Annotated in this window: 13 protein-coding genes and 2 pseudogenes; 6 read left to right on the forward strand and 9 right to left on the reverse strand. The window is 30.4% G+C overall.

Annotation, left to right across the window (positions count from 1 at the left end; all coding sequences use genetic code 11):
* The first annotated feature begins 126 nt into the window (after positions 1-126).
* Positions 127-1,299, forward strand: a complete 1,173-nt coding sequence (locus tag CVD18_RS07080; protein ID WP_103864745.1) for a proline dehydrogenase family protein — start codon at positions 127-129, stop codon at positions 1,297-1,299.
* Positions 1,300-1,471: 172 nt separating this feature from the next.
* Here CVD18_RS07080 and CVD18_RS07085 read toward each other — a convergent pair whose 3' ends face one another.
* Complete coding sequence (locus tag CVD18_RS07085) at positions 1,472-2,248, reverse strand: CPBP family intramembrane glutamic endopeptidase (protein WP_233194495.1); 777 nt, start codon at positions 2,246-2,248, stop codon at positions 1,472-1,474.
* Positions 2,249-2,481: 233 nt separating this feature from the next.
* Between CVD18_RS07085 and CVD18_RS07090 the strand changes: the two genes are divergently transcribed.
* Both CVD18_RS07090 and CVD18_RS07095 read left to right on the forward strand, forming a co-directional pair.
* Positions 2,482-2,730, forward strand: coding sequence for a GlsB/YeaQ/YmgE family stress response membrane protein (locus CVD18_RS07090; protein ID WP_103864746.1), 249 nt, complete (start codon positions 2,482-2,484; stop codon positions 2,728-2,730).
* Between the two features lie 285 nt (positions 2,731-3,015).
* A complete protein-coding gene (locus tag CVD18_RS07095; RefSeq protein WP_103864747.1) occupies positions 3,016-4,329 on the forward strand; it encodes a DEAD/DEAH box helicase in 1,314 nt (437 codons plus the stop codon).
* 29 nt (positions 4,330-4,358) lie between these two features.
* Here CVD18_RS07095 and CVD18_RS07100 read toward each other — a convergent pair whose 3' ends face one another.
* Both CVD18_RS07100 and CVD18_RS07105 read right to left on the reverse strand, forming a co-directional pair.
* Complete coding sequence (locus tag CVD18_RS07100; protein ID WP_103864748.1) at positions 4,359-5,003, reverse strand: thiamine phosphate synthase; 645 nt, start codon at positions 5,001-5,003, stop codon at positions 4,359-4,361.
* Between the two features lie 154 nt (positions 5,004-5,157).
* A complete protein-coding gene (locus tag CVD18_RS07105; protein WP_103864749.1) occupies positions 5,158-5,769 on the reverse strand; it encodes a DEAD/DEAH box helicase in 612 nt (203 codons plus the stop codon).
* Positions 5,770-6,133: 364 nt separating this feature from the next.
* On the opposite strand from CVD18_RS07105, the gene CVD18_RS22520 reads away from it, so the two are divergent.
* The 3 genes from CVD18_RS22520 to CVD18_RS23330 all read left to right on the forward strand — a co-directional run bounded on the left by CVD18_RS22520 (position 6,134) and on the right by CVD18_RS23330 (position 8,476).
* Complete coding sequence (locus CVD18_RS22520) at positions 6,134-6,274, forward strand: hypothetical protein (RefSeq protein ID WP_158250405.1); 141 nt, start codon at positions 6,134-6,136, stop codon at positions 6,272-6,274.
* A 547-nt stretch (positions 6,275-6,821) separates the two neighbouring features.
* A complete protein-coding gene (locus CVD18_RS07110; RefSeq protein ID WP_103864750.1) occupies positions 6,822-8,270 on the forward strand; it encodes a trypsin-like serine protease in 1,449 nt (482 codons plus the stop codon).
* An 83-nt stretch (positions 8,271-8,353) separates the two neighbouring features.
* Complete coding sequence (locus tag CVD18_RS23330; RefSeq protein WP_255409422.1) at positions 8,354-8,476, forward strand: hypothetical protein; 123 nt, start codon at positions 8,354-8,356, stop codon at positions 8,474-8,476.
* A gap of 44 nt (positions 8,477-8,520) precedes the next feature.
* Here the strand turns inward: CVD18_RS23330 and CVD18_RS07115 are convergent.
* The 6 genes and pseudogenes from CVD18_RS07115 to CVD18_RS07135 all read right to left on the reverse strand — a co-directional run.
* Positions 8,521-8,757, reverse strand: a pseudogene (locus CVD18_RS07115) (transposase); the annotation flags it as partial.
* 48 nt (positions 8,758-8,805) lie between these two features.
* On the reverse strand, positions 8,806-9,042 hold the full coding sequence (locus CVD18_RS07120; RefSeq protein WP_103864751.1) for an IS3 family transposase: 237 nt from the start codon (positions 9,040-9,042) through the stop codon (positions 8,806-8,808).
* A gap of 15 nt (positions 9,043-9,057) precedes the next feature.
* A complete protein-coding gene (locus CVD18_RS23485) occupies positions 9,058-9,201 on the reverse strand; it encodes a hypothetical protein (protein ID WP_369858588.1) in 144 nt (47 codons plus the stop codon).
* A 34-nt stretch (positions 9,202-9,235) separates the two neighbouring features.
* Positions 9,236-9,406: pseudogene (locus CVD18_RS23490) on the reverse strand (transposase); the annotation flags it as partial.
* A 179-nt stretch (positions 9,407-9,585) separates the two neighbouring features.
* Positions 9,586-9,864, reverse strand: a complete 279-nt coding sequence (locus CVD18_RS07130) for a transposase (protein WP_103864753.1) — start codon at positions 9,862-9,864, stop codon at positions 9,586-9,588.
* 305 nt (positions 9,865-10,169) lie between these two features.
* Positions 10,170-11,381: an acyltransferase family protein gene (locus CVD18_RS07135; protein ID WP_103864754.1), complete on the reverse strand. Its 1,212-nt coding sequence runs from the start codon at positions 11,379-11,381 to the stop codon at positions 10,170-10,172.
* Positions 11,382-11,792: the final 411 nt, after the last annotated feature.

Below are 11,792 nucleotides of genomic sequence, written 5' to 3' on the forward strand. Positions count from 1 at the left end.
AATAAAATAAACTTGCAAGTTCTATATTTGCACATATCTTAAAATAAGTGTATTTGTATTCATATAAATTGATTTTATTAGTATGAATACAACTTTTAAATTAAAGATTCTTAAAATTAATTCTTGATGAAACAAAACGACTTGTTCGATAATACAGAAACAGCATTCGCTTTGAAAAGTGACTCTGAGTTAGAGAGAGCATATTTTCTGTTTAAAATGATTTCTAATGAACCTCTGGTGCGAATAGGAACTGCGGTTACTAATTTTGCAATAAAAGCACATTTGCCTGTTCAAGGGTTAATTAGAGCCACTGTTTTTGATCATTTTTGTGGAGGAGTTAGTGAAGAAGACTGCTTGCCTGTAGTGGATAAGATGTATACAAAACGAGTAGCGTCTGTATTAGATTATTCTGTAGAAGGCAAAGAAGAAGAAGCGCAGTTTGATGCTGTATTGGATAAAACCATGAAACTTTTGGAATTTGCAGATCAAAAAGATGCTATGCCATTTGGTGTTTTTAAACCTACAGGATTTGGTCGTTTTTCGGTCTGGCAAAAGAAAACAGAAGGTACTCCAATGACAGCAGAAGAGGAGGCAGAATGGCAACGTATTGAAGAACGGTTTGATATGGTATGCAAAAAAGCCTATGATTGCGATGTAGCTTTATTGATTGATGGTGAAGAAAGTTGGATGCAAGATGCTGCAGATGATTTGGTTGCCAGAATGATGCGTAAATACAATAAAGAAAAAGCTATTGTATATAATACATTACAATTATATCGACATGATCGCCTTGATTATTTAAAGAAACTACATGAAGAAGCTAAAGTATATGACTTTAAAATTGGTGTAAAGATCGTTCGTGGAGCCTATATGGAAAAAGAAAATGATCGAGCAAAAGAAAAAGGATATCCAACTCCTATTTGTAAAGATAAAGAACATACTGATCAGAATTTTGATACTACGATGCACTATATTTTGAATAATATAGATGATATTTCTGTCTTTATAGGAACTCATAATGAGCATAGTAGTTACTTGGCAATGAAATTAATGAACGAGCTTACTATTGACAAAAATGATTTTAGAGTTTGGTTTGGTCAATTATATGGTATGAGTGATCATATTAGTTTTAATGTTGCAGAAGCAGGGTATAATGTAGCAAAATATTTACCCTTTGGACCTGTACGTGATGTAATGCCGTATTTGATTCGTAGAGCAGAAGAAAATACATCGGTAGCAGGACAAACAAGTAGAGAGCTTAATTTACTTTCTCAAGAAAAAAGAAGAAGAAAGTTATAGTCAAAGTATATTAGTAACATAAAATCTGGAGTTCTTTAAAAAGACTTCGGGTTTTTTATTGCTCTAAAAAAGTGTGTTCAAAATAACTGATGGATTACATTAATAAAAATATCCTTTTTTTTACTGATGAAAAAGTATTTTTAGACTATCATTCTGTATAACAATTATTCTATTATACCTTAGTCAGGTTTCTTTTTCTTATTATGAATAATGCGTAGATCAAACATGGTAATACTAGTAAAACTATAAGGATACTATTCTCTAATGATGTTGGTTCACTGATATGTTTTTTAACAGGGTATCCTGCTGTATCTAGTTTTCCTGTAAAATCTATAAGAGTATGGATAATAATTAAGGGGTAAATACTTTTGGTAATAACCAATAAAACACCAAACATTATTCCTATAAATGTGGCAAAAAAAACCTGAGATAACTCACCATACAAACCTTTATCAAATTTGAATAGATGTAATAATCCAAAGAAAACTGACGAAGCAAGGATAGACCAGATTACACTTTTATTACTAGTCCCTAAATACTTAATTAAATATGATTGAATACTCCCTCTGATACTAAATTCTTCTGCAAAACCTATAGATATGCAATATATAAGAAGTAAAGGAAGATGACTTGTATTAATCTCTTCCAAAAGAAGTATATTTAATAATACTAGATAAATTAAAGGGAATATTAAAAGAGTGGATTTTCTTAGTTTTTTATCTTTTACCCCTGCAATTGATAAAAGTTTATTTTTACACATAAAAAAATAAGATATTATAATTAATACCACATTGGCAATAATACCTAAATAGATATGTGTTTGATAAATAGTTATTCCGTTCTCTATCAATTTATGAGAGAAATATTCTCGTGTTAATAAAATAGTAATTAATAGAATTATAAAAATTAAAAGAGGTTTCCAGAATTTTTGACTTTTTATCGTATCCATTTTTTTGATTAAATATTAATACAAACATAATAGAAGGAGCGCTACTAAACGCTCCAATGCATCCATTGGCACTCTTTTTTGTTGAAGAAAAATCAAGATAAAAGCCTAGTTATTATATCAATATAGTATATGGTCACTAGAGGGATATTTAAAATACAGTAAGCAATAAGTGATTGTATTTTGGTGAATAGATTATTTATTACCTTTAGATGGTAAACTAAAAAACATATATTATGGGTGGATTATTGTATTCTATTTTAATTGGAGCTGTTGCAGGATGGCTAGCAGGAAAATTAATGAAAGGTGGAGGGTTTGGTCTTTTGATTAATATAATTTTAGGAATCATTGGTGGGTTGCTAGGAGGATGGTTGTTTAGAACTTTAGGAATCCATTTGTTGGGAGGTGTCTTAGGAGATCTTTTAAGAGGCGTTATTGGGGCTTCTGTAATTCTGTTTATAGCAGGTCTTTTAAAAAAGAAATAATAGTAATGATGAGATAGTATGAAACTAAGCAAATCATGCTTTTTCTTGAAAAAGAGAGATCATCTGTAAAGGGCGATCTCTCTTTTTTATTAGTCATTTCTTGTTTTTAAAAACCCAAATCATAATTAATGTTTTATCCGTTTTTGTAAACAAAGTGTAGTTATCTTTGCTGCAAATATTTTATAATAAAAATCGTAGGAATTCATATTTAGTAAGGCTTAGTACAATTCATTCCAGTTATTTAAAATCTAAACTATCTAAAGAGTATAAAAAGAAATAATCATTATGGCTAATAGTATTAAAAATCAACTTGATATTTTAATAAAATTAAATATTGATGCCTTGAATCCTATGCAAGAGGAAGCTGTTTCAGTAATTGAGGCATCAACAAATACTATAATATTATCACCAACAGGAACAGGAAAAACATTAGCTTTTTTATTACCACTATTAAAAGTTTTAAACTCTGAATCCAAAGATATCCAAGGATTAATACTAGTACCATCAAGAGAACTGGCAATTCAAATAGAACAAGTTTTTCGTTCTATGGGTTCTGGTTATAAAATAAATGCAGTTTATGGGGGTAGACCTATGTCTAAAGACAAAATTGAACTTAAACATACGCCTGCTATTTTAATAGGAACACCTGGTAGAATATTAGATCATTTTGATAATGATCGTTTTTCTAAAGCTAGTATTAAAACACTCATATTAGATGAATTTGATAAGTCTTTAGAAATCGGTTTTGAGGATGAAATGAAAGCTATCATAAGTCAGCTACCAAATATAAATAAGCGTATCTTAACTTCTGCTACTCAAAGTGTTGCTATCCCTAGTTTTGCTAGACTAAATACACCCCATATCATCAATTATTTAAAAGAAAATAAAGTATCCAAACTAGCTATTAAAACGGTAGTGTCTCAAAATAAAAACAAATTGAAAACTTTGTTGGATTTGATACAATATATAGGTAATGAACCAGGAATTGTTTTTTGTAATTTAAGAAATAGTATCAACCAAGTAAGTAGTTTTCTAGAGCAGAATAATATTGGTCATGCTTGTTTTTCTGGTGGTATGGAACAAAAAGATAGAGAACGTGCTTTAATTAAATTTAGAAACGGAACATGTCAAGTGCTAATTGCTACAGATTTAGCTGCGAGAGGTATAGATATTCCGGAAATGAAATATATTATTCATTATGAATTACCGCTACATGAAGAAGAATTTATTCATAGAAATGGTAGAACAGCTAGAGTCAATGCCAAAGGAACAGCTTATATTTTAAAATGGGAAAATGAATTGCTACCTGAATTTATTAAAAATATTAAAGGCATAAATATTTCTAAGAAGGCCTCTCTTAAACCACAGTTTTGGGAAACTTTATTTATTTCAGGTGGAAGAAAAGATAAAATTTCTAAAGGTGATATAGCTGGTTTGTTTTTTAAACAAGGTGGTGTTAATAAAGATCAATTAGGAACTATTGAGCTAAAATCAGATTGTGCATTTGTGGCCGTTCCTCTTACCATTGCTGATGAATTGGTGGAGAAATTAAACAACTCTCGATTAAAAAAGAAAAAAGTAAGAATAACTATTCTATAGACTATAAAGCTTTTAAAATTATTTCAGGTTTATTTAAATGTATAACGTTGTTCTTCTGTTGAAGAAGCATTTAGTAATTGATTAAATGTTCTAATAGTATTAAAATTGTTGGTAATTTCTTGGGATACAGCAATTCCAGAAATACCTGTTTCTAATATGTCTGTAACATCTTTAACCGTTATGCCACCAATGCCAATGATTGGTGTTTTTGTTTTTAAGGCTTTTGTAATTGCAGTAAAACCATTTAAACCTAAAACTGGATTTAAACTATCTGTGGTTGCTGTAGACCTAAAGAGACCTATACTTATATAATCAACGTCTTTATCAATTAATGTTTTACAATCTTGTAAGGTATTTGCTGTTCCGCCAATGATTTGCCAAGTGTATAAATGTTGTCTAGTTTTGGTAGGGCAGGAGGCTATTTCTTCTAGATGAACACCATCTGCTTTAACTTCTTTTGCTATTTTATAATGCTCATTAATAATTAGTCTGGTTTGAAAATGAGATGTGATCTCTCTAGCTTCTTTGGAAAATTTTAAAAGTTTTTTTTCTGACACATTTTTTAAACGTAATTGTACCAATTCTACACCAGATGTACACGCTTTTTGTATATTTTCTAGATGTTCTTTTGTAGAGTTTCCCTGAGAGATATAATGTAACTTAGGTATAATCATATATCTTATTTTTTGTTATTATATAATATGTTTATAAAGTATACTTGCGTTTGAACTTTAAAAAATACACTTCAGTAAATGGTAGGCTATTATTGGCAGATTTTAAATCTAAAAAAAGGTTATAAAACCGAATCATACTAAGTCATTAATATTTTTAAATAGAGATTATTTTGGAGTGTTCCATAAAATATGACTCAAAACGTTTTAATTTTGGATGCATTTTTTCTGAGTATATTACAAACTGGCATTTTTTTATACTTTGAGTAATCGAAATAAGAGCAGTATATGTCAATTTTTGAATTAGAAATTCTGCATCATCTATACTAAATATTTTTAATTGGGAGATGCTCACACCATTTAATAAAAATAACTTATTCATTGTCTTGGGCGTAGAAATAAGAATATCTATACCCATAAATATTTCCGATTTTTGTACATCAATATGAAGTTGTTCATACCCTACATATACTCGTAACGAATTATGTTTAGTATATTCTAAAAAAGCATCGTATAACTCTAATGCTCTTTCTTTATTTTCTACGAGAACAACAGCTCTTGGAGCATTTCCAACTGCCTCACATTTTAATTTTTGCAAAGTAGTAAGTATAAGTGTGGTCGTTTTTCCGCTATTTTTTGGGGCTGTACAAAAAAGATTAGCACCACTTTTTATTACAGGGATACTCTTGCTTTGAAAAGGAGTAGGTGTTATTATTTCTAAAAACTCTAACTTATCTTGTATATCGGAATGTAATTTTTTAAAAGGCATAGAAGCTGATGGCTATTTAACGTAAAATTTGTAATTACTAAGGCAAAGATACCATCTAGAAATGAAATAAATGGATGTAATCCTTTTTTCTATAGTAGTACAATAAATAAGGTATGTAGGAAATTTAGATACTATTAAAATATGGTTAACAAAAAAATGACATGTCTATTGAATTGTTTTATGAATCATAGTAAAAAGGAAGGTTTGTATGATTTAATAATTTGTAAATGTTTTGAAATTAGGTTTGTATATAAACTATAAATAGTATGTTTAAGTTATAAAAACTAAAGTTATTTGTCTATTATTTCCCCGTTTTCCAATTTAATTTGCTTATTTTAGAATAAATCTTAAAACTTTAATTATTATGTTAACAAACATTTCAAATTTAGGTACGGCTTTAAGTAAAAATGAGCAAACAGCAATTAATGGAGGTAGGGCTCCTATTTGTCCTTATCCATTAGTAGCAATGTATAATCCATCTACAGGAAAATGGTCTTGTTGTTAGATTGATTTCTGGATGTCAAAAATTTTTAAGCGGGATAAAACCCGCTTTTCTTTTTTTATACTTAGTTCTATAGTACTTACAATTATTTATTGCTCTATTTCAACGATTCATTTAGATTATTTTTATACACTTTTTTAATAGAAATAGCATATTTGGCTATTACAATTCCTAGTTTATTAAATAAGCATACTTTCCTAAACTTGAAAAGAATATTAAACCCTACTAATTACGATGTTTTTATGTGTGATTTCAACGAGAAAAAACACTTGTTTTTATTGTTTAACAAAACCATTGTAGGAATAGGTTAAAAAGCTAAATTATAGTTAATTACGTTTGTTTTTATCTATGCATTTAAGCAATGTTTCTAGTTTAGAATTCGGATATAAGTACAAGAATTATAGACAAATATCCATTATTCTCTATCATTTTTCATTTTAGAAGTTAAATCTTACACTTTTTTAATTATAAGTAAAATTTGTCTTCAAAATAATTTGCAACAAGATGTGTTTAAGTAGAATAAATCATTTTAATTTAAAAATTAGAAATCATGAAAAAAATTTATTTACTTATTTTAAGTTTAGTTATTTCTTTATCTGTTACAGAATTGCAAGCTCAGGTAAAACCAGAGTCTGAAAATAATCTGCCTAACGTTGCAAAAATAAAAAATGGAGAAGATGTTTTAATTGAAAATCATCCGTACCAAGCCGATTTAGGAGGTTGTGGCGGTACTATTATTGGACCTACTTGGATTCTTACCGCAGAACATTGTGTTGGAGGAATTGTAGGAAGAAGAATAGGGGTTGGATATACCAAAAGAAGTGACAGATCTACAGGACAGACATCTACTGTAAAAAGAGTTATTAAGTTTCCGTGCTCAGGATGTGATTTAAGTCTATTAGAGTTAGACACTCCATTAGACTTATCCGGTAGATATGCCAAGGCAATCAAGTATGCATCGGCAGATGTTTTTACAGCAGGATACGTTAGGCAAGGTAAGGAGAGTTATGCTACAGGTTGGGGACAATTAGGGCCTAATGGTGGTTCTCCTGATCATTTGCAAGGAGCATCATTAAAATTTGGAGTTGTTCAATTATCTGATGAACGAATTAGAGCTGAAGAAACAGAAGGAAGAATGGTATGTAGAGGAGATAGTGGTGGTCCGCTAGTTGTATATAACAGTAATAGGTCTGAAAGAATTTTGGTTGGAGCAGTGAGTGGAGGAGAAGGAACCCCTTGTACAGATTATGGCTTTTGGGGGAATGTTGCTAATGCCGCATCTTGGATCGAAAGACAAACAGGTATTAAACCTTATACAGAATCTGGAAATACAGATACTGTAGCTCCTACAAAGCCTACAAATTTGACTGCCAGTAATGCGACACAAACAACTATTAATCTGGATTGGACAGCATCTACAGACAATGTTGGTGTAACTGGTTATGAGATATATCGTGCAAATACGATGATTGCTACTGTAGCAGAAACAAGATATCAAGCAGTAAGTTTAACAGCTGGTACAGAATATACTTTTAAAGTATTAGCAATAGATGCGGTTGGAAACAAATCAGAGTTTAGTAATATAATTATAGCGTCTACATTATCAGGAGATCCTGGCGATATTTGTAGTGGTGTAGCGTCATGGAGTCCAGACGCATCATACCAACCAGGAGATAGAGTAGTACACAGAGGAGATTTATGGGAACTTACTTTTAGAGGATGGAAATTTATATCATCTTGTAGCGCTAATAAATCCAATAAAATTGTCCCACCAAAGGATAAAATTTCTGTATATCCTGTCCCTGCAAATAAAGAAATACATATTCTTTTTAATCCAGCAGAGAAAGCAATATTCAATATTATAGATATGTTTGGTAAAACAGTACTACAAGGAAAATATAAGTCAGACATAAATATTACAAAATTACAAACAGGTATTTATACCTTAAAAGTTATTTCGAATGGAGCTAGTTACACTACCTCTTTCGTGAAAAAATAATCTATCGATTAACTTATAATTTGATATAAAAAAAGAAGCTGTCATATCTAGGCAGCTTCTTTTTTTATATCATTCTATGAATAATGGGGATTAAAAAAGTAGGAGATAAAGAAAAACCTATAGCATTATTCAATAAGACAATTTCTATAGATACAGATGAAAAAAGAAGCAAGAATGTTAAAGCAATATTCAGTAAGATGGATTGATAGTTAGGGATTGGACTACCTAATAAATTTGGCACAAATTTTCATTAAGCCGCATTTTTATATTTATAATTGTTCAAATTGATTTCCTTTTCCAAGGGAGTTAAATACTTTAAAGAAGAGTGTGTTCTTTTGGTATTATACCATTTAATATATTTATCGATAGCGTAATATAACTGCTTTTGATTATTAAATTTATATCTGTTTAGCCATTCATGTTTGATGGTTTTAAAGAAACTCTCAGCTACTGCATTATCCCTACAATTCCCTTTTCTACTCATACTATGATACTCTCCCAATACTTAGGACAGGATAAAGTTATTTTCAAATTATTAAGATGCCATTTGTTTTTGATAAAATATTTGATTTGGAGGTACTTTTTCTATTTCAGTATGCCTTCTTTTATTGTTATAGAATTCAATATATTCTTTTACTTTTTGATATAAATCTAATCCACCATTAGGAGGGTTAAGGTAGATTTTTTCATATTTCAAGGATTTCCAAAACCTCTTTAGAGCAGCTATATAAAAATCACTGGTGTATTGTGAACCTTGATCTGAATTATGGATTTTCGGTGCTCCATATTACATAACAGTATCATTCAATAGTTCGGTACACCACTCAGTACTCATTGAATTAGAAATACTCCAATTCAATATTTTCTGACTATGTACATCAATGATTGCTGCCATATACATAAATCCACGAAACATTGGGATATACGTGATATCAGTTTACCAAACTTGATTGACTTGATCAATCTTAAGGTTTTTCAATAGGTACGGATATATAATTGGTTTTATCCCTAATGGTTGTTTTTGGTTTAGCGTAGATAGTTTGAAGTCCCATTAACTTATAGAGCCTTGGTATTCTCTTGATATTGACACGATACCCTAAATCCAGATTAAGATAATCAGTCATACGTTCCACACCATAGTAGGGATGTTCCTAAAAATACTTATCGATCTCTTTCATCAGCTTTAAATTCCATAGACTTTCCCTCTTATGATTATAATAAAGTCCTGAACGATGGATTTCCAATAGCTTACATTGTTGGTTAAGACTTAGACCTAGATGGGTTTTTACAACCCTTTGCCGTTTTTGGGTAGTGCTCATTTGTCCAAGACTTTCTTTAAAAAATCATTCTCCACTTGTAATTGACCAATTTTACTATAAAGAGCACTTTTTTCCTTATCCATTTCTTCTGATTTGGTTTTTGAATCAAAAGCTTTTGAAGAATTCTCTATAAATTCTCGCTTCCATGTGGATATTTGGGTAGGATGAATATCAAACTTTGAGGCTATTTCCTGTAAAGTAAGTTGATCCTTGATCGCTTCTAAAACAACTTTCACTTTAAAAGAGGAACTAAATTTTCTTCTCGAGTTTTTCATATGTACAGCATTAAATTTACAATTTAAGTCGCTGTCTTAAAAATGGGGAGTATTATAGTACTCCATCTTTCCCATTGCCCCGTTGTGACCCTCCCTATGATAGAATGTAGGTCGATGCAAAGATTATTGAGAACCTCAGACCCAAATAATAAATCAAGCAAGTGATCTTTTAAAAGGTACAATCCCTGAATAAGTGAGAGCATTCTTTCCTTAGTATCCTGCAAAACCAATGGTTTCTTAATACTGTCAAAGTTCAATTAAATCGAAAAACGTTTATTTAAACTTTGACAGTGTTAAATTAGATTTTACTTTTCAAGAATAGGTTTTGAAATAGATGGTATTCTTTCCTTTTTACTACTTGAAAACTTATTTGGGTATTTTCTACCATTTAAGAATTTTCCAATAAATGAAGCCCTAACTAGAAAATGGTAGGTAACAAAGCATATAGTAGTCGTGCTAATTAATACTGTTAAGAATTTAATGGTTGCAGGCATATCCCAATCATATAGAAAACCTGGAATTATAGCAGTAAGTGGTAAGTGAACCAAATACACCCAATAAGATGCATCAGAAATATATCGCATCTTTGGCGAGTAAGTACTACCATAACGAATAAACAAGCCAATAATTCCAAAAATAAATAGCCAAATAATCAATGATTGCAAAAGAATAACCCATTCATAGCTTAATGATGGTCCTGCAACAATACAGCCTAAAAAAGATATAATCCCCAAAATAGTACTAGCCCAATCTAATCGCATCATACTATTTAATAGATGTTTTGACTTGAATAAAACCCAACCAGCGATATAGAAATAGAAGTAGAAAAGAAATGTGTCAATTTTAGGCACAAAAGAAAAAGGAGCCTCTATTATAGTAGTGCCAACAATTAAATATGTGAACCAAGTCAAACTAGCGAAAACGATTACACGTAAGAATGGTTTTTGAAAGGTCCAATTAAATACCTTGGATACCATTTTTGAAACATTTGGTGTTTTTTTGACCAATAGAGCAAGTAGGACTGAACAAACTGTTATCAGTATCAGATAGTATAAGAACCACAAATGATAGGTAAGTTGTGGGATAAACATGATAGGATTGGAAAAGTGAGCAATTGTCTCTGCAAAAGCATCTTTATTCCCTGCAAGTACTTCAGCGGTATACCCCATAGAAAAATAAAGAATGGGCCATAATAACAGTATAAAAACAATAAAAGGATGTACTATTCTTGAGATTCTATTTTTCATCATTTTTAGGTAGCCTCTTTTATAAAACAACATCGATCCAAAAAAGCCAGCGACTAGAAAGAATATTGGCATTCTAAAAAAGTGAATCAATACAACAATTAAGTCATTAGAGATGTGCATAGCTCCAGTATCTTTTAGAATCCAATCATTGCCATAATTATGGACGCCATACGTAATAGCGGAGTGAATAACCAATCCTAATAGCATCATAATTGATCTTAAAGAATCTAAAGAATGTAGTCTTTCACTTTTTTGAGGTTGCGTTTTCATGATATAGTTTTGTTTGTATTATTATGGTTGCAATATCCCATTTATCCCCCTCTCTAGGTAGGTAATATTGCCAGATCATCGTTTTGGGTCGTTGAACTGTATCTCTCTTTTATTATTTTAAGTATTGATTTTTTAGAATAGATCTATATACACAGAACAAACCTTAATAACTAAGGCGGTAATGTATTACACCAAATAAATTATAAATCAAAAACCCTGACTATACATTTAGAAAGGGTTTTAATGACCAGATTTCTTGAGGTCAAAAAAAATATGATTATACCAGTTATACTCCTACTTTGTCATCTTAGGTTTGATTGTTCTTTTCTTGGTCTCTTAGTAGTTGTTTGATGTATCTTTGATGCTGTTCAAGAATTAGATTTATAGCTAATTGCGGAGTTTCTATTTTAG

This window comes from Aquimarina sp. I32.4 (genome assembly GCF_002924285.1).
GTDB lineage: Bacteria > Bacteroidota > Bacteroidia > Flavobacteriales > Flavobacteriaceae > Aquimarina.

Bases quoted from the DNA above. Each gene is read 5' to 3' on its own strand.
- CVD18_RS07135 (WP_103864754.1), bottom strand. From the start codon at position 11,381: ATGAAAACGCAACCTCAAAAAAGTGAAAGACTACATTCTTTAGATTCT.
- CVD18_RS07090 (WP_103864746.1), top strand. From the start codon at position 2,482: ATGGGTGGATTATTGTATTCTATTTTAATTGGAGCTGTTGCAGGATGG.
- CVD18_RS07105 (WP_103864749.1), bottom strand. From the start codon at position 5,769: ATGCCTTTTAAAAAATTACATTCCGATATACAAGATAAGTTAGAGTTT.
- CVD18_RS07085 (WP_233194495.1), bottom strand. From the start codon at position 2,248: ATGGATACGATAAAAAGTCAAAAATTCTGGAAACCTCTTTTAATTTTT.
- CVD18_RS07110 (WP_103864750.1), top strand. From the start codon at position 6,822: ATGAAAAAAATTTATTTACTTATTTTAAGTTTAGTTATTTCTTTATCT.
- CVD18_RS07080 (WP_103864745.1), top strand. From the start codon at position 127: ATGAAACAAAACGACTTGTTCGATAATACAGAAACAGCATTCGCTTTG.
- CVD18_RS07100 (WP_103864748.1), bottom strand. From the start codon at position 5,003: ATGATTATACCTAAGTTACATTATATCTCTCAGGGAAACTCTACAAAA.
- CVD18_RS07095 (WP_103864747.1), top strand. From the start codon at position 3,016: ATGGCTAATAGTATTAAAAATCAACTTGATATTTTAATAAAATTAAAT.
- CVD18_RS22520 (WP_158250405.1), top strand. From the start codon at position 6,134: ATGTTAACAAACATTTCAAATTTAGGTACGGCTTTAAGTAAAAATGAG.
- CVD18_RS23330 (WP_255409422.1), top strand. From the start codon at position 8,354: ATGGGGATTAAAAAAGTAGGAGATAAAGAAAAACCTATAGCATTATTC.
- CVD18_RS07130 (WP_103864753.1), bottom strand. From the start codon at position 9,864: ATGAAAAACTCGAGAAGAAAATTTAGTTCCTCTTTTAAAGTGAAAGTT.